Genomic DNA, 18,201 nt, shown 5'->3' with positions numbered 1-18,201 from the left:
TATCCTTAAGTTACGCAGCCAACGACAGCGTTTGTCTTAATTTTTCGGCATCGTAGTCGGCCGTGATGACCGCTTTACCAATGGACTGTTGCAATATCAGCCGAATACGGCCATCAGCCACTTTTTTATCGAGCTGCATCAGTCTTAAGTATTCATCCGCGCCTAAGTCAGGGGCGTCGATGGGCAGTTTAGCCGCTTGCAGAATGGCTTTGATGCGAGCGACTTCGGCCGCATTTAACCAACCCATGCGTTGGGATAAGTCTGCCGCCATGACCGTACCGGTGGCGACCGCCTCACCATGCAACCAGACGCCGTAGCCCATGGCATTTTCAATGGCGTGCCCAAACGTGTGCCCCAAGTTGAGCAAAGCCCGCTCACCTTGCTCGTGTTCATCTGCAGCGACAACCTCGGCTTTATTCTCACAAGAACGATAAATCGCATAACTAGTGACTGCGGCATCCAAGTGCATCAGCGCTGACATATTTGTTTCTAGCCAATCAAAAAAGTCGGCGTCACGAATCAGGCCATACTTCACAACTTCAGCCACGCCAGCCGATAACTCTCGTTGCGGCAGCGTGGTCAAGGTATCGATATCAGCCAGCACGAGTTTCGGCTGATAAAATGCGCCGATCATGTTTTTGCCCAAAGGATGATTAATGCCGGTTTTACCCCCCACACTAGAGTCCACTTGCGACAGCAGCGTGGTCGGCACCTGAATAAAGGGTACTCCGCGCAAATAAGTGGCGGCGGCATAGCCAGTCAAGTCACCAATCACACCACCGCCCAACGCGATCAGCGTGGTATTGCGCTCACAGCGATTTTGCAGCAAATGATCATAAATGATTTGCAAGGTTTGATGGTTTTTATGCGCCTCGCCATCCGGCAATACAATCTCAATCACCGCCACGCCCGCATCACGTAATGGCTGGGCAATCGTTTGCATATACAACGGTGCGACAGTGGTGTTGCTGACAATGGCGACCTGCTTGCGTTTGAGATGCGGCAAAATATGCTCTGCCTGCCCTAACAGGCCGCTGCCGATGTGAATAGGATAACTACGGTCAGCCAAACTGACAGTTAAGGTTTGCATGAGGACTCCAACGCATGAAGGGCGTTTTCAATTTTTTGAATAATGACCGCCACCGGCTGATGACCGGTATCGACAATCAAATTTGCCGTTTCGGTGTACAGCGGATTGCGCGCGTGAAATAGCTGCTCCAGCTTTGCTTTCACATCGACATTTTGTAGCAAAGGGCGGTTTTTATCGTTGCGGGTCCGCAGATACAACTCGTTGACGTTTGCGCGCAAATAAATCACATACCCGTATTGTTTGAGAATCGCGCGATTTTCGGGCGCGATGATGGCGCCACCGCCAGTGGCAAGCACGACATTGTCTTGTTGCGCGAACTCCTCTAGCGTGGAGGTTTCGCGCTTGCGAAAGCCCTCCTCACCCTCGAGTTCAAAGATAGTGGGAATTTTCACACCTGTGCGCTGCTCAATCACATGGTCTGTGTCATAGAAGGTTTTCCCCAAACTTTTGGCAATCAATTTGCCAACCGTGGTTTTACCCGCCCCCATCAAACCGATCAAAAATATGTTATTTGGTATTTGCGCACCCATAAAAAAACCCAACCGTTTCAGTTGGGCATTTTAAGGCAAAGGCTGGCTGCTGTCAGTAATCGCGCACCATTGAGCTGAGTATTTAGTTGAGCGCCAAGCTTTCATCCATGACTTTAGGGGTAATAAAAATCAGCAGCTCCGTTTTGTCCTCTTGTCTGGTGTTGCGTTTGAATGCATAGCCCACCACCGGCAAGTCACCAAAGAACGGCACTTTATCGGTAGATTTACGGGAGACTTGTTCATAAATCCCGCCTAGCACCACGGTTTCGCCGTTACCAACCAGCACCTGTGTTTGCACATTCTGCGTATTGATGGCCACGCCCCCAGAGGTTTCTTCGCCCTTGCTGTCTTTGCGCACATCCAAGTCCATGATGATTTTCTGATCAGGCGTGATCTGTGGGGTCACTTCGAGACTCAACTCAGCGCGCTTGAAGCTGACTGCGGTAGCACCACTGCTGGTCGATGTCTGGTAAGGGATTTCGACGCCCTGTGCAATGCGCGCCTTCTGCTGATTCGCAGTGGTCACACGTGGACTGGAAATGACCTTACCACGGGCATCTGCCTCTAACGCGGACAACTCAAGATTAAGCAGCATATTGGCAGACAATTTGAGCAAGCTCAATGCGATGCCACCGTAGGCATTGGTCACGGGCAAATTGGACATTAAATCTGGCTGCCCGTTAGAGCTCACGGTGTAGTTACCCAGCGTCGCGCTCTGCACCGTACCGCCTTGCGTGCCTAGGGTAAAGGTGCCGTTGCCGCCCGCGGTGGTAGGCGCGGTGAATGCAGTCGCCTTGTTGCCCAGTGTACCGCCGACAGACAGATTAGTATTACTCCCGGGAGTGCCTGTTTGCGAGATACCAAACCGTGCGCCCAGTGCTTTAGAGAAGGTATTTGAGGCAATCACCATGCGTGACTCAATCATGACCTGTTTCACTGGCACATCAACCTTATTAATAATGGTCTGAATTTCTTCTAATTTTCTCGGCGTATCCTGTATGAAAATCGTGTTAGTACGGGCATCAAAGGTGACACTGCCACGCTGAGAAAGAATCCGGTTCATACGCCCGGCAGTCGATCCACCTGACATACTGGGCGCGTTGCCGCCCGCGCTAGTGCCACCGCCACCCAACAACATATTTCTAAAGTCCATCGCCTTCTGATATTTGAGTGAAAACACTTCAGTGCGCAGGGTCTCTAGCGTTTCGCGCTCAGCTTCTGCGGTCAATTGTGCCTTCTCTTTGGCCGCAAATTCTTCTGCAGGCGCAATCGAGATCACACTGCCATTCACACGCATGTCTAGGCCTTTGCTTTTCATGATCACATCTAGCGCCTGATCCCAAGGCACATCTTTCAGGCCGATGGTCACACTGCCAGATACCGCGTCACTGACCACAATGTTTTTACCTGTGAAGTCAGCAATTACTTTCAATACGTCCCTAACATCTACACGCTGAAAGTTCAATGACAGCTTTTCACCTGCATAGCCCTGCTTAGAGCCTTGAATCAGTTTGTTCGGGTCTTTAGGCAAGGGCCGAATATCGACCACCAAGCGACGATCAGTCTGGTAGGCGGACTGCTCCCAATCGCCTTGCGGCTCAATCACAATTTGTGCTTGATGATGATGGCGCAGGGCATCCACATATAAGACAGGCGTGTTAAAGTTGGTCACGTTCAGGCGACGTTGTAACGCTTCTGGTAATTCGGTATCGGCAAAATCAATCACCACCGTTTTGCCCGCGTTACGCACGTTAACACCGACACGGCTATCCGATAAATCGACCAAAATACGGCCTTCCCCATTCTTGCCACGCACAAAATCAATTTTGTTGATTTTGTGTCCCGCAGCCACTTCCTGCTCTGAAAAACGCTTGGCTGCTACGGCGGCAACCGGGACTTCTGCCCCCTCTTGGGTTAAACCCACCATCAGGCTTTGATCCTGCAGTTGCAGAGCATGCTGCACTGGTTTAGATAGATTTAACACCACGCGACTACGGTCACTGGCTTGCGCCACTTGTACCGACTTTAATACCCCTTGGTTTATAGGCAGTACATTTTTACCGGTCGCATTCGTCGCATTGGGAATATCAAATACAATTCTGGGCGGATTACTCAAAGTAAAACTTAATGGCGTCGTAGCTAAGGGATGTGCCATCTGCAACTGTACGTTCAATCGCCCCCCTGGCAGTGCAGTCACCTCCACCGCTTGCAGCTGATTGTTATTCGTCGGCAACTCTGCCGTCATCCCCAGCAGCGGTGACGTTAGCGCCACCGCAAACAATGCCATCCGGGTAACAAGATCGCTTAATTTTTTCATCATTGATGTTCCTGCAGTTCCAGTGTTGTCAGTTGCTCGGCCCATTCCCCGCTCACCGGGTCTTGAATCGATTCTTTTATCTTTAACTCGTATTTCAGCGTTTGACTGTTTTCAGCCAATGCCGTGATCACGCCAAATTTTTCACCCAGATGCGAGCCAGGTTTCACTTGATACACCATGCTATCCGGCGTTTGGATGGTGGCAAACATGCTGCCCTTTTTGCTCATCACGCCGACAAACTTTAAGCTTTCAAGCGGGTAAGCTTCCAAAGGCTCTTTCGTCCGTTTCAAATCCGGCTGATTGGTGTTTTGTACCGCTGCTTTGCGCGGGACAAATGGATCATGCAAGCTGTTATCTGCGTTGTATTGCCTTGGCGAAAACCCTTGCACCTCGGGCAAGGGCTCCACCGGCGCCACCACGGCTTGGTCAGCCTGATTCATAAACTGGGTCAAATCGTCATTCTGTGCGGCGCCACAAGCACTCAGTAGCACTGCAATCAAACATATTAAGGATTGTTTACGGATCATTTCTTGGCCGCCTTCGTTTCTTGCGCTTTGCGAGCGGCGACTTCCTCAGCATCCATATAGCGATATGTTTTAGCGACCGCCTCCATCACCAACATGTCTTTGTGCGCTGCCTTATCGTCCTTGCCGGCAGGTTGGATTTGTAAATTATGCAATGTGACAATGCGTGACAGTTTGGCGACTTCAGTCACAAATGCCCCCAGCGTGTGATAACGCCCAAGGACGCGGATATTGATCGGTTTTTCAGCATAGAACTCGGCAAAAATTTCCGGCATAGGCACAAAGCCTTCAAAAGAGAGCCCTTGGCTGACGCCGGCCTGATTGATATCGGTCAGCAAACCGTCCATCTCCGACTTGTCAGGCAATTGTTTAAGCAAGGTGCCAAAAGTGCGCTGAATATCGACCACTTGTTGCTCATAAGCCTTGATTTTCATCGCCTGTATTTTTTTAGCCATATATTCATCGCGCAGGCCTTGCTCTTTTTCCTTTTCAGCCTTGAGCTCTTTAAGGTTTGGGCTCAGTAGAAAAACGTATCCCAACACCAGTAACACTGCAGCCATGATCGCCAGCAAAGCGGCTTTCATTGGCATCGGCAAATTGCCAGCGGTTTTGATATCAATATTATTAAAGTCAGAAAGTTGCATCTGTCGATTATCCTTTGGCCGGTGCTGGCTTCTGCTTACTGGCGTCTTCCGCCGCGGTTTCGCGTTTTAATGAAACCCGCAACACAAACTCATACTCTTTATTGCCCAAGGCATTCTGATTGGCCTTGATTTCAACCAGGTTAGGGTTGTGCATGATGGCCGCCGTACTGAGGTTGTGCACCAGCGTAGCGATTCTTGCATTGGTATCTGCCACCCCTTTGAGCTCAATTTCGTCGGCCAGCTGTTTGATGCTTTTGAGAAAAACACCTTCAGGCAGTTGTCTGGCCAACTCATCCAAAATCTGTACCGCTTGGTTGCGGTCACTTTGCAAACCCTCAACAATTTGCTTGCGCTCTAACACATGTTGGATTTGCTCTTTTAAGCTACCAATGATGACGATTTCCTTGTCGAGCCGCACCATCTCATCCTGCAAGCGTTGATTACGCGCCTGTTGCGCCTGAATTTTGTTATGGATATAGCTCCAGCTCACAAATAAAATGGCGGCAGAGGCAATCGCCACTAAAGTAGCCATCAGGCTAAATTCACGTTGGCGCTCAGCGCGCTTGATCTGACGATGCGGTAATAAGTTGACCTTGATCATGCGTCCACCCCTCGCAGTGCCAAACCACAGGCGATCATCAGCGCAGGCGCATCTGATGCAAGTTGAGACAATTTGATTTTGTTGGCCAGTGCCATGCCCTCAAAAGCATTCGCCACCAGTGTGTGCACGCCTGATTTTTCTTCAATCAGGGCTGCCAGCCCCTCGGTGGCAGAGACACCCCCTGCCAGCAGCAAGTGATCAACCTTGTTGTATTGCGTCGAATTGGTGAAGAAAGAAACGGCACGCGCCGCCTCAGCGGCCAGGTTTTGTAAAAACGGCTGTAACACCTCTTGCTCATACGAATCGGGCAAGCCCCCTTGGCGTTTAGCAATCTCACTCTCTTCGGCTGACAAACCAAAGCGACGTTGAATCTCTTGCGATAGCATCGCGCCGCCAAACGCCTGCTCTCGGGCATACACCGAATGTGCCCCAACCATAACGTTGATATGTGTCACATGTGCGCCGATATCCAAAATCATGGTGACGGTTTTTTTGCTCATTTGCGGTAACTGCTTGACGATTTGACGGTAGGCAGTCTCGGTAGCGTATGCCTCTACATCAACAATACTCACCTTTAGCCCAGCCTCTTCAGCCACGGCAACGCGGTCTTCTATCTTTTCTTTCTTCGCTGCCACAATCAACACTTCGACCTCATCGGTGCTTTTGCCCATTGGGCCTAACACCTGAAAGTCCAGATTCATTTCTTCGAGCGGAAAAGGGATGTACTGGTTTGCCTCAGACTCCACCTGCAGCTCCATCTCCTCTTCACGCAGGCCCGCAGGCATAATCACCCGCTTTGAAATCACCGCAGCGGTAGGCAGGGCGAGCACCACCTGTCGCGCCCGAGACCCGAGCAAACGCCAAGCAGATCGCATGGTATCTGCGACTTGCCCTAAGTCATTGATATTGCCATCACTGATCACCCCTTTGGGGAGCGTGACATTGGCATAGCCATCCAGTCGGAATTGCTGTTTGCCGATCGCAGTCAACTCCACCATTTTGATGGCGGTTGCGCTGATATCCACACCAATAAAACTGGTTTTTTTGCGTTGTAACAAGCCCAGACTCAACTGTATTGCCCTTTATATATATTTAGCGGTTCGTTGCCATATGCATCAACCATGCCAACTCACGCCCTGCGTGGCTACGGTGCAATATCCTCACGTTCATGGTCGTCAGGACAATGCGCATTGTTTATATGATTCCATAATTAACTGGCGATGAATCGGCAAAAAAAGATTACAATTCATGGGTAATTCTCACGATGGCAGCAAGACGCATGAACTCAAGAAACTGGTTGCAGTCCCTTCTTTTTCTTTCCATTATCGGCAGCTTGATCGTCGCCGCCTTGCTGGTATTGATGATTAGTATTCTTTACCCATCACTGCCCTCGCTGGAAGCGCTCACGGACTATCATCCAAAACTACCCTTGCGTATTTACGATGCTGATGGCGGCCTGATTGCGGAATTTGGCCAAGAAAGACGCGCATTTGTGCCGATTGAGCAAACGCCAAAAGTAATGAAAGATGCCATTTTGGCAATTGAAGACCGTCGTTTTTATCAACACAACGGGATTGATACCACTGGCATTTTGCGTGCCATTCGCAACAACCTGACCGGTCGCGGCCATGAAGGCGCCAGCACGATTACCATGCAGGTCGCCAAAAACTTCTTTAGTAGCCCAGATACACCGCGCAACATTTGGACCAAAATCAAAGAGGCCATGTTGGCGATCAAGATTGAAAACACGATTAGCAAAGACAAAATCCTCGAGCTATACCTCAACCAGATTTATTTAGGCGAGCGCGCCTACGGCTTTGCCACCGCCGCCAAAACCTACTACGACAAGGATTTGAAGCAAATCAACTTGGCAGAGGCCGCTCTGCTGGCCGGTCTGCCGAAAGCGCCTAGCAAATACGACCCGTATATCCATCCCGACTATGCGATCAAGCGTCAGCATGAAGTTTTGCGAGATATGCATCGTTATCGCATGATCAGCGATGCTGCATTTGAGCAAGCCATGCGCACCCCGTTAAAATTTCAGTCCTCGAAACGCCAGGTGCAAGCCTTGGGCGGGGAATATGTTGCTGAGATTGTCAGGGCGTCGCTCTATAAACGCTACGGTGAAAAGGCCTACACCAGCGGCTTGCGGGTTTACACCACGATTCATAACAAGCATCAGGCCGCCGCCAATACGGCCATGCTGCAGGGCATCATTAACTTTGAGTTACGGCATGGGTTCAGGGGGGCAGAACAAATCATTGCGTTACCGCCAGGCAAACTGACCGCGGGAGGCGCCAGTGATTTATTGCGTGATTTTGTCACTTATAACCAGTTTGTGCCCGCCTTGGTCACCAAGGTCGAGCCCAACCTACTTACTTTGGTCACCAAACGCGGCACCGTCCTCAGATTGCAAGACAAGGCCCTCTTGCTGGTGAAAAACCATATGCCGCCCGCCAAACGTACCCCGCTCTCTTTGGTGCCGGGTGCGGTGATTCGCGTCTATCAGCAACAAGATGGCTGGTCGGTGGTTCAACTACCAGAAGTCGAAAGCGGCTTTATGGCGCTCAATCCAGAAACCGGACAGGTACAAGCACTGATTGGTGGCTTCAGCTTTCAGCGCAACAAATATAACCATGTTACACAGGGTCGTCGCCAACCGGGCTCTAGCTTCAAGCCCTTTATTTACTCTGCCGCGCTCGAAAGAGGCTATAGCCCGGCAAGCGTGTTTGAAGATGCGCCGATCAGTTTCACCTCCACCGAAACCGGTAGCAACGACAGCTGGGAACCTCGCAACTACGATGAAAAGTATGCCGGACCGATGCGCTTACGCGAGGCTTTAGCACAATCCAAAAATACCATTTCGATCCGCTTAATGAATGCCATCGGTGCTCGCTATGCCCAAAATTATCTGCGCCGATTTGGCTTCGACCCCAAAGACCATCCAGCGTATCTATCGACTGCCTTAGGGGCTGGCTCATCCTCGGTTTGGCAAATGGCGGCGGCTTACGCTACATTTGCCAATAGTGGCTACCAAGTGCACCCCTATTTAATTGAGAAAATTATCGACAGCCGCGGCAAAGTTGTTTTAGCCGTGCAAGCAGGCAAACACGTCTCGCAACAACGGGTGATCGACCAACGCAACGCGTTTATCATCACGACCATGCTACAAGACGTCGTGCGCGATGGTACGGCAAGAGCCGCCCTATCGCTGCGCCGCCCAGATATTGCAGGTAAAACCGGTACCACCAATGACCAGTTTGATGCGTGGTTTGCAGGCTACCACCCAAAAGAGGTCGCAGTGGCCTGGGTAGGTTATGATAATCCACATAACCTAGGGCGCGGTGAGACCGGGGGGCGTGCGGCATTGCCGATCTGGATCAATTACATGCAGCAAACCCTCACAGGCTTACCGATTTATCAATACAAAGTGCCTGAGGGCGTGTTGCAGTTAAAAGTGGACGCTTACACGGGTGCGCAAGTGGGCGAAGACGAGCCCGGTATTTATGAGTATTTTTACGAAGAGCATTTACCGCAGTCCAAGCCTGAAAATCTACCAGGTCTGTTCGACCCTGAAGCAGATCATCCGTCTGAGGACGAAGAGCCGTCTTTTCTCGAGCGCTTGATTGGTGAACATAGCGGGAACAGCGCCGAGGATAAAAAGCTGCCGGTCAACCCGGCTGCAAAACTGCTCAACCCGAATTAATATCGTTTTTGAATAGGGCGTATTGTCATGTTTGACGATTTTTCAAACGATTTGCGACAGGAAATAGCGCAATCTGCTGCGCGCCTGATGTTTGAGGAAGGCATTAGCGATTACGCGCGCGCCAAACGCAAGGCGGTCAAACTCATGGGCATTCAACAAGATGCACCGCTGCCCACCAATGCTGAGATTGACAGCGCGTTACGCGAATATCATGCCCTTTACGCCGATGAAAACGACGCAGCACATTTGCTCGAACTCAGGCAAGCCGCGTTGCATACCATGCAGCTTCTCAAAAAGTTTAACCCACATTTGATTGGTTCCGTCATGGATGGAACCGCTGGCCCGTATGCGGACACAGATATTCACGTATTTGCTGAAAGCGGAAAAGAACTGGAGATTTACTTGCTGAACCAGAATGTGCCCTATCGGCTGGATGAGCAGCAGTTCCGCATGTCAGACCGTCCGAGCAAACAAAAGCATGATCTGGTTCGAAAACGCGTGCCGGTATTGCTGGTTGAAACCAAATTTGGCACACAACGCATCAGCGTTTTTGAAACCGATGATATACGCACCGCCCCGCGCAAAAATGGTGAAAAATCAGGCATACACCGCATGAACTTACTGCAGCTGACAGAAGCCCTCACCCCCGGCAAAACAGCCACCGAATAAACTTATTGCAAACTGATTTGGCCGTGACCAAGCACGGTGCCCGTCGCGTAAGCCATATCAACCAGCGCTACCTGATAATCACTGATCGCGCGAATTTCTTTGAGCTGCGCTTCCCCGAGACGCGTCAAGGTTTCAAGCACCTCGGTCATGGTGCGTAGTCCTTCATTAAACTGTTTGAGCTCGGCCTCATAGTTAATGCCCGCCACCAACACTTGCTGACGTGCGGCGATAATGCGCTGCCAATCTTGGTCGACTTTATCCAATGCATCATGTATCTCACGTTTAACCGTCAGCGTTTGCAAGGTTTTAGTGGTCAAGCGTTGCATGCGTTGGGCGACCGCGCGATCCAGCTTGGCTTTGCGCGCCTCATTACTCACAGGCATTTCAAACTTCAGCCCAATAGACCAGTCGCGATAACGGCCATCAAATAAGTCTTGGCCAATATCGCCAAAGCGGCCCCCGGAGCCAGACAATGCGCCATATTGATAATCGAGGGTGAACAACGGCAGGGTCTGGTTCTGCAAATAATCAATTTGAATCAGGTCTGCACTTAACTTTAATTCTTGGTCTAGCAACTCGATACGACTGTCGAGGGCATCACGGATTAGATGGGCACGATCAAACTCAAACTTCACCAGACTGGGCACGGTGGTCGGCACCCATGGTGATTGGCTCTGGTCATCGGGCAGGTCGTTAAGCAAAAACTGCAATTGCCGCTGCGCCAGTTTGAGGTTGGTTTCAGCCACAATCAGCGCCTCCATCCGGTCAGCCACCCCGATACCTGCTCGGTTGATTTCGACTGCGGCGGTCAGCCCCTCCTGCACCCGGCGCTTGACCATGGCCAGATTCTGACTGGCATATTCAAATTGGTTTTTACGTACATCCAGCGCGGCCCAGGCCTCATAAAGCTCCCAGTAGGCTTTATCGACCATGGTCACAATGCGTATGGTTTGTAGGCGGGTGCGTAACTGCACGCCATCGCGGTCAAGCTCCGCCACCCGAATGCTGGCCTCATTGGCTTGTTGTCCGGCATTGCGCAACAACGGCTGACTAAACGAAAAGCGTAACGCACTCCGGTATTGGTCACTGGCAAATTTGCCTAGGCTTTGTCGGTTTTCGAGCGGGGCACTCAAGGTGACGGTGCCACCAGTGCGTAACGGCACTTTGACCCCGGCCTCAATATCCCAGTATTGCTTGTTTTGTTGGTCTAGATTGAGTTTAGCCAGCTCACCATCCAGCGCAGGATTATCCGACTTAAGAATGACCTTATCGCCCGACATTGCAGGCAAGTCTTTTTCGGCATATTTCGCATAAGCGAAAATCACCTGATCGAACTTGGCCTGTTCTTCGCGCAACGATTGACGCGCAAGCTCCGGATCCATCTTGGCCACTTTGATTTGTAAATTATTTTGCAAAGCCCGCTGCCGAATATCAGCAATACTCACCTGCGCCCCATTGGTCAAGGGCAGCATGCTATCGCTTTCTGGACTATCAAACGGCTTTAGCGCACTTTTCAGATCAATCGACACCGCTGGTTTGCGTTGCTGTTGCTGATTGACTGCGTCATGCAATGGCACGCCAGGCGTTGGGCTATAGCTGTCCAGCACCCGCCCTTCTGATTTCTCGAGGCGTTGTTTCGCGCGGCTGTCGGTCACTTCATTTGCATGTGCGGTTTCAAACGCCCCCACCACCGCCAGCCATGCCAAGCAGGTCCAGCGCATCATAGCGGCTTGCCCCCACCCTGATGTATCGAGACGGGCTCAGACGGGATACGCGGTGGAAAGCCATTGAGCAAGCGCCACAATTCGTAGCCAATGGTCACCCGCTCTAGCATCAGCCAACCCTTTGCACTAATGCCTTGGCGCAAAAATCTGGCGGACGGCCATTCCGGTGTGCCTGGTTTGTGCACCACCATAATACGAAAGTGGCCATTGCCATTGTCCGTGGGATCTACAAACGAAATCTCGCCTTCAAAGGTGCCCACGCCCACCTGTGCCCAGCCGGGCACCTGAATGGCAGGCCAACCCTCAAACTCTAACCGAACACTGCTGCGCGAGGTGATCAACGGCGCATCCCGACCATCTACCCATAACTCGACTGCACGCTGCGAAGTATGCGGTACGATCACCAGCAAAGGGTCGCCCTGTTTGATGATCTGCGATTGTGAATTGACGGGCAGCCTAAAAATAGTGCCATCGCGCGGTGCCACAATGCGCTGCATGTTCTGCCGGGCCAATGAAATTTCGGAGTTATGCAGGCTGTTTTCACTGTCTGCCGTTTCACCACGGATTTTATTGATGACGGCTGAGGTGGAGTCCAGATAGGCTTGCGTATCCGAGCGCGTTTGTTGGATATCCGCTGCAGCAGAACTCGCTTCTGCTTTTGCTGATTGCCATTGCGCTTGTGCGCTATTCAAATTGCGGCTAGCAATAATCTGATCGCGCTCTGCCACCTCTAGATCACGCTTAGACACCAGGCCATCGGCAAATAATCGTTGCAAGCGAATGACTTGCAAACTGGCGGTATCCAAAGTCGCCTGCGCAGAATTGACTGCTTCCTGACTACTACGAATTTTTTGGTTGGCGACGTCTAGTTTGTATTGTGCGGCTGAAATTTTTGCATCACGCGCAGCCGTTAAATTTTGTTTCTGTAGCTCGTAATTGCGCAGTTCATCTAGTTTTGATCCCAGCTTGCTTTGCAAGTTATCACGCTGCGCTTCGAGCCGTTGTTTGAAGTTAGGGTCAGTATCTGCGATTTCGAGCAGCAGATCGCCCTCTTTCACTTGCGAGCCCTCTTGCACATGCCAGCGATTGATCAGACCGTTAACAGGCGCATCTATCGTTTGCACCCGCTCGGATGGCGAATACGCGGTGACTTGGCCCAACGCAGTGACGTTTTGCTGCCAGGGCAAGAATAAAAATAGCACGGGCAACCCGACCAGCAACCAAGCGAGACGTTTGATCCAGACCCTTAATTGTTGCGGCGTTTGCACCGCCCGCATCAGCGTCATTTTCAGTTGATCATGCATGATGGTCTCCTGATTGGTGACGCTGTTTATCCAAGGTCAACACTTGTTGAAACTGCTGTGCGATATGTTGAAAGCGAGTGGTGACGATCAGCATCCAATCTTGCTGATGGCGCTTGAGCAAGGTGAGCACCTGATCCAACTCTTGCTGGCCTAAACCATCCAATAGACCATCAATGATCAGCAAATCCGGCTGGCCGATGATCGCTCTGGCCAGCATCAGGCATTGCAGCTGGGTGTAGGTCATCGGCGCACCATAATCGGTCAATATCGTGTCTAGACCTTTGGGCAAATGGCTAATGTCTTCCCATAAACCAAGGCTTTGCAGCACATCGACCACGGCATCCATGGGGATGTCCGCTCTGGTTAGTCGCAAATTGTCAATGATAGAGCCGTGTTGCCATTCGACTTTATTGGCGACACCGATATGGTCACGCAAATGGTCAATATCGACTTGGCGCAGATCAATGCCGCGATAGCTGACATAGCCTTGTTCGGGTTGCCTCAAGCCAGTTAAAAGCTCAAGCAAGGTGCTTTTACCACTTCCCAACCCACCGACCACGGCTAAGCTCTGCCCCTTTGACAACTCAAAACTGACTTCTTTAATGAGGGCTGACTGTGCGTGGTGACTAAAGCCCAAACCCACGACTTTCAAAGGATGGTAGCCCTCGAGACTGGCTGGGGAATCCGTCGTAGTTTCGACGGGCATGGCTTCTAACACACCGATTTTATCTACCGCCGCGAGCAAATCGTAAAAATATTCTAGCTTGGTGACAAAGCGAACAAAGGCCGACAGCACGCCAAAAATAATGAGTTCTGCCGCCACAAATTGGCCAAGATTAATCTGACCTTTAATCACCAAGGTGCCACCCAGCACCAACATTGCAGTGCCAATTAGGGCGTACATGCCCACCGCACCAATCAGTTGTGTCATTAGCACTTTAAAATGCATCACGCGCGCATTCAGATAGTTTTGCGCCAATATCTCGGTGTTTTCTGTGGTGCGTTGTTTTGCGCCGTAAAATTTAGACAACCAGCGATTACGCGCAATACTCTCCAACCAAGCAGCCATGTCATATTTCGCTTTAGATTCCTTGAGCGCACTAGCTTCGGCCTGTTTACCCAGAAAACTAATAATCGCCCACAACACGATCAACATGATGATGACTAGAAAACCGAAATACAAACTGTAAAACAACAAGATCACACTACCAATTAAGCCCTGTAACAAGGCCGTCAAGCCAACGGTTAACAGGGTCGCTACTGACTTTTGTACGGTCTGAATATCAAAATAGCGATTCACCAACTCGACTGGATTGTGTTCATCGTAAACAGAAATATGAATTTGTTGGGTGTTTTGTGCAATCTGCAAACTATGCCGCACAAATATGCGCCTTTGAATGAGTTCGACTAAATAACTTTCGATCGCATATATGGCGCCAGATAATCCTAACAAACAAAACAACACGAAACCGACCACATACAGTGGCTGCAAGACGCCCCCCATGGTTACGATATTGACCATTGTTTGCACCGCCACGGGGGTCGCAATGCCTAATACGCCATAAGCCAGGGTGAGATAAATGAGTAGCAGGATGTCCTGTTTTTCAAAACTAGCTAGTTTTAATACCCGTTGGACCGGGGTGAGTTGCGAGGGAAATAGATTTGCCATAGTCAATATTATTTTAATTCAGGCCCACAACATGGATATCCAAGCATTATATAAGTTCCAGCGATCAGTGCTCAAAAAAAACGGCTCATTAAGAGCCGTTTTTTTACAATCAAACTACAGACACAGATTACAAGCTATAAGCACGCTCGCCATGTTCTGTGGTGTCCAAACCTTCGCGCTCGTATTCTTCACTCACGCGCAGACCGACAACGGCATCCACCACTTTGTAAAGAATCACACTCACGATACCTGTCCAGATCAGTGTGACGACCACTGCAATGATCTGAGTGGATACTTGACCACCCATGGTGACACCTTCGGCATAACCAACACCGCCCAAGCCTGGCGCCATCAGTACACCGGTGCCAACTGCGCCCCAGATACCAGCCAAACCGTGCACACCGAATACGTCTAGGGAATCATCATAACCCAGCGCACCTTTCAACTTGGTCACGCCCCACAGGCTGACAAAGCTGGCGGTGAAACCAAGGATGATAGAACCCATTGGGCCGATGAAACCACACGCAGGGGTAATTGCAACCAAACCAGCTACCGCACCAGAAGCAGCACCCAACATGCTTGGTTTGCCTCTGAACAGCCACTCAGCAAAGATCCAGCCAATGACTGCAGCCGCTGTTGCCAGTTGTGTGTTGATCAACACCATACCCGCGACTGCATCTGCCGCCAACTCACTACCGACGTTAAAGCCGAACCAACCCACCCACAACAATGAAGCACCGATCATGGTCATCACCAAGCTGTGCGGAGGCATTGCTTCTTTACCGTAACCAAGACGTTTGCCCAACATCATGGCACCGATCAAGGCCGCTACACCCGCGTTGATGTGTACCACTGTACCGCCCGCAAAGTCTTTAGCACCCAGTGAAGCCAAGTAACCACCGCCCCACACCATGTGTGCGATTGGGATGTAAGCAAACGTCACCCACAAAGCCGTAAACAGCAAGACCGCTGAAAACTTCATACGCTCAGCAAAACCACCAACAATCAAACCTGGTGTCAGCGCAGCAAAAATCATCTGGAAAGTCAAAAAGACATACTCAGGGATGGTGCCGGACAAGCTGTCAACCGTAATGCCAGACAAGAATGCCTTGCTTAAGCCACCGATGATCATATTGCCTTCACTAAACGCCAGACTGTAGCCATATGCCGCCCACAGGACTGAAATCATTGAAAACACCACGAAAATCTGCATTAACACAGATAGCATGTTTTTCTGGCGTACCAAGCCGCCGTAGAACAAGGCCAACCCCGGAATCGTCATTAAAATAACCAACACAGTGGCCACAATCATGAATGCAGTGTTGCCCACATCCAAGGTCGGTGCAGCCGCAGCTGCTGCCGGTGCGGCTTCTGCAGCAGGCGCTTCGGCCGCTGGCGCTGCATCTTGAGTCACTGTCTCTTCTACTGTGACTGTTTCAGTCACAGTTTCTTCAGCATAACTCACTGGGGTTGCTGCAAAACCAATCAACGCAACCAGTGATAACATCGAAAGAATTTTCTTCATAGCTGAAGCCCTTTCTTATAGCGCATCCGGACCGGTTTCACCGGTACGTATACGATAAACTTGTTCCAAATCGAAGACAAATACTTTGCCATCACCGATCTTGCCAGTTGCTGCTGCTTTTTCGATCGCATCCACGACCTGATCAAGCATGTCGTCCTTGATGGCGACTTCGAGCTTCACTTTAGGCAAAAAATCTACTACGTATTCTGCACCACGATATAACTCGGTGTGACCTTTTTGACGGCCAAACCCTTTGACCTCAGTGACTGTGATGCCTTGTACGCCAATGTTGGACAAAGCCTCACGCACTTCATCAAGCTTAAATGGCTTGATTATTGCGGATACAAATTTCATTTGCTTCTCCCGTTGTTAACTCTGGCGAGCACGATGCTCGCCAGATCTAAACTTGCTTTATTAGAATGTACGGCCAACCGTCAAAATCAAACGACCTTCATTCAGGTTTTTGCTTTGTGCAGTAGTGCTGGTGCCTTTACCGTTAAAGCTTGTGCCGCCGTAGCCAGACTCACCCCAGTAGCGTGAGTTATCGGACTCAACCCAGTATACACCGGCGTTCCAACCTTCAGTTTTACCAATTTTGAATGCTTTGCTCAGGCCGATTTTCCAGTCTGTGTAGTCTGGATCAGTTGCACCTGAAATTGATGTACTTGGGAAATTTACGCCATCAGGTGTAAATGATTTATCTAATTTACCCGCGACATTCAATCGACCCACGTGGCCAATCAATGTCAAGTCCCACCATGGCAAAGGATAAGCCGCGTTCAACTCAAAGTAAGTGGAGCCCTTAGTGCTGCCATCCCAACCGGTAGTTTTATCCGCACCGAACCAGTCAGTCAAAGTGTATGACACTTTGGCACTGATCCAGTCATAAGAAATACCTGCGTTCAATTCATAGGTATCCCAGCGACCACCGCGTGGTGTTAATACATCATTAGGGTTTGCAGCATTAGACGCCCGGTATTTTTTCCAAGAACCGCCCGGATACATATATCCATACACACCGACGGTGTAGCCAAGTTTCTCTACAACTGGAATAGTACCGTTGTAGCCAGCATACACGTCGATTTCGGTGTTAGCATCAGGGTAGGTGTTAGGTGACACACCTGAACCCCATACACCTGCGTAAAAGCCGCTTGAATGGGTAATATCCATACCGCCTTGCGCAGTAGGTTTGTGCCATGACTGAGAAATACCGCGGAAGTAGTAATCAGATACAACCGCGATGTTAGCGGTCGCTGTCCAGTCAGAAGCTTCTTCTTTGGCTTCTTCTGCTGCATATGAAACTTGAGCAAATGATAATGTACTTAACACTGCTGTAAGCAAAATAGATTGACGCATTTATGAGTCCTCTCTCTGTGGAATCTTTGAATTGAATTTGTTGTAAACGAGTATGAAACAACAGTGTCCACAAAGCAAAGCACGTGCCAATATATATAAATAAATAAAATCATATATTTATGAAAAAAACATTAAGTTATTTATCAAAATAACAGTTTAAATTCATGTTTTAAAACAAATCATCCCCTGAGTGTATTGTAGTAATTGTATTTTTCACCCTACGATACATGCTAAAATGAACTTCAAAGGAGTTATTACCATGCTATTTACCAATGAAAAAATCAAAGAATTATCCATAAAAATCAAACAGCTAGTCGATTCAAGCCCCATTTCAGAGCTAGAAAACAATTTGCATGCACTATTTCAGGGCGCGCTCACCAAAATGGAACTTGTTTCCCGTGAAGAATTTGATATTCAATCCGCATTACTGGCACGTACACAGCAACAATTGAAAGCGCTTGAAGAAAAAATCAGCCAGCTAGAACAAACACAGGCATCTAAGTAGTTAATTTTACTTTACAATTGCTAGCATTCCGAAACCT

At 49.9% G+C, this 18,201-nt stretch carries 16 protein-coding genes; 3 read left to right on the top strand and 13 right to left on the bottom strand.

From position 1 onward, the window contains the following. Window positions 1-10: 10 nt before the first annotated feature. The 7 genes from aroB to FIT99_RS00545 all read right to left on the bottom strand — a co-directional run bounded on the left by aroB (window position 11) and on the right by FIT99_RS00545 (window position 6,776). The gene (gene aroB, locus FIT99_RS00575; RefSeq protein ID WP_140001958.1) at window positions 11-1,090 is read right to left on the bottom strand and encodes a 3-dehydroquinate synthase; all 1,080 of its coding nucleotides are present in this window, start codon (window positions 1,088-1,090) and stop codon (window positions 11-13) included. After that, the gene (locus FIT99_RS00570) at window positions 1,078-1,620 is read right to left on the bottom strand and encodes a shikimate kinase (RefSeq protein ID WP_140001956.1); all 543 of its coding nucleotides are present in this window, start codon (window positions 1,618-1,620) and stop codon (window positions 1,078-1,080) included. The genes aroB and FIT99_RS00570 overlap by 13 nt, the downstream gene beginning before the upstream one ends. 82 nt (window positions 1,621-1,702) lie before the next feature. Further along, complete coding sequence (gene pilQ / locus FIT99_RS00565; RefSeq protein ID WP_140001954.1) at window positions 1,703-3,940, bottom strand: type IV pilus secretin PilQ; 2,238 nt, start codon at window positions 3,938-3,940, stop codon at window positions 1,703-1,705. Further along, the gene (locus FIT99_RS00560; RefSeq protein ID WP_140001952.1) at window positions 3,937-4,464 is read right to left on the bottom strand and encodes a pilus assembly protein PilP; all 528 of its coding nucleotides are present in this window, start codon (window positions 4,462-4,464) and stop codon (window positions 3,937-3,939) included. The genes pilQ and FIT99_RS00560 overlap by 4 nt, the downstream gene beginning before the upstream one ends. Further along, window positions 4,461-5,105: a type IV pilus inner membrane component PilO gene (locus FIT99_RS00555; protein ID WP_140001950.1), complete on the bottom strand. Its 645-nt coding sequence runs from the start codon at window positions 5,103-5,105 to the stop codon at window positions 4,461-4,463. The genes FIT99_RS00560 and FIT99_RS00555 overlap by 4 nt, the downstream gene beginning before the upstream one ends. 7 nt (window positions 5,106-5,112) lie before the next feature. After that, window positions 5,113-5,706, bottom strand: coding sequence for a PilN domain-containing protein (locus tag FIT99_RS00550; RefSeq protein WP_140001948.1), 594 nt, complete (start codon window positions 5,704-5,706; stop codon window positions 5,113-5,115). Then, on the bottom strand, window positions 5,703-6,776 hold the full coding sequence (locus tag FIT99_RS00545) for a pilus assembly protein PilM (RefSeq protein WP_140001946.1): 1,074 nt from the start codon (window positions 6,774-6,776) through the stop codon (window positions 5,703-5,705). The genes FIT99_RS00550 and FIT99_RS00545 overlap by 4 nt, the downstream gene beginning before the upstream one ends. A 209-nt stretch (window positions 6,777-6,985) precedes the next feature. On the opposite strand from FIT99_RS00545, the gene FIT99_RS00540 reads away from it, so the two are divergent. Both FIT99_RS00540 and FIT99_RS00535 read left to right on the top strand, forming a co-directional pair. Continuing rightward, window positions 6,986-9,412: a penicillin-binding protein 1A gene (locus tag FIT99_RS00540; protein ID WP_140001944.1), complete on the top strand. Its 2,427-nt coding sequence runs from the start codon at window positions 6,986-6,988 to the stop codon at window positions 9,410-9,412. A gap of 27 nt (window positions 9,413-9,439) precedes the next feature. Further along, window positions 9,440-10,081, top strand: a complete 642-nt coding sequence (locus FIT99_RS00535) for a hypothetical protein (RefSeq protein ID WP_140001942.1) — start codon at window positions 9,440-9,442, stop codon at window positions 10,079-10,081. A gap of 2 nt (window positions 10,082-10,083) precedes the next feature. Here the strand turns inward: FIT99_RS00535 and FIT99_RS00530 are convergent, their stop codons facing one another. The 6 genes from FIT99_RS00530 to FIT99_RS00505 all read right to left on the bottom strand — a co-directional run bounded on the left by FIT99_RS00530 (window position 10,084) and on the right by FIT99_RS00505 (window position 17,659). Further along, window positions 10,084-11,805, bottom strand: coding sequence for a TolC family protein (locus FIT99_RS00530; RefSeq protein ID WP_223261225.1), 1,722 nt, complete (start codon window positions 11,803-11,805; stop codon window positions 10,084-10,086). Beyond that, window positions 11,802-13,109, bottom strand: a complete 1,308-nt coding sequence (locus tag FIT99_RS00525; protein ID WP_140001940.1) for an HlyD family secretion protein — start codon at window positions 13,107-13,109, stop codon at window positions 11,802-11,804. Before FIT99_RS00525 ends, FIT99_RS00530 begins: the two co-directional genes overlap by 4 nt. Then, entirely contained in the window at window positions 13,102-14,778 is a 1,677-nt protein-coding gene (locus FIT99_RS00520; RefSeq protein ID WP_140001938.1) for a peptidase domain-containing ABC transporter, read from the bottom strand. Before FIT99_RS00520 ends, FIT99_RS00525 begins: the two co-directional genes overlap by 8 nt. Window positions 14,779-14,905: 127 nt before the next feature. Continuing rightward, entirely contained in the window at window positions 14,906-16,303 is a 1,398-nt protein-coding gene (locus tag FIT99_RS00515; protein WP_189524761.1) for an ammonium transporter, read from the bottom strand. Between the two features lie 15 nt (window positions 16,304-16,318). After that, entirely contained in the window at window positions 16,319-16,657 is a 339-nt protein-coding gene (glnK, locus tag FIT99_RS00510; RefSeq protein WP_018986930.1) for a P-II family nitrogen regulator, read from the bottom strand. A 60-nt stretch (window positions 16,658-16,717) separates the two neighbouring features. Next, window positions 16,718-17,659, bottom strand: coding sequence for a TorF family putative porin (locus FIT99_RS00505; protein ID WP_140001936.1), 942 nt, complete (start codon window positions 17,657-17,659; stop codon window positions 16,718-16,720). Window positions 17,660-17,918: 259 nt separating this feature from the next. Here FIT99_RS00505 and FIT99_RS00500 point away from each other — a divergent pair, with 259 nt between their 5' ends. Beyond that, a complete protein-coding gene (locus FIT99_RS00500) occupies window positions 17,919-18,164 on the top strand; it encodes an accessory factor UbiK family protein (protein WP_140001934.1) in 246 nt (81 codons plus the stop codon). Window positions 18,165-18,201: the final 37 nt, after the last annotated feature.

Source organism: Methylophilus medardicus (assembly GCF_006363955.1).
Lineage (GTDB): Bacteria > Pseudomonadota > Gammaproteobacteria > Burkholderiales > Methylophilaceae > Methylophilus > Methylophilus medardensis.
This window is presented reverse-complemented; position numbering and strand designations above follow the sequence as displayed.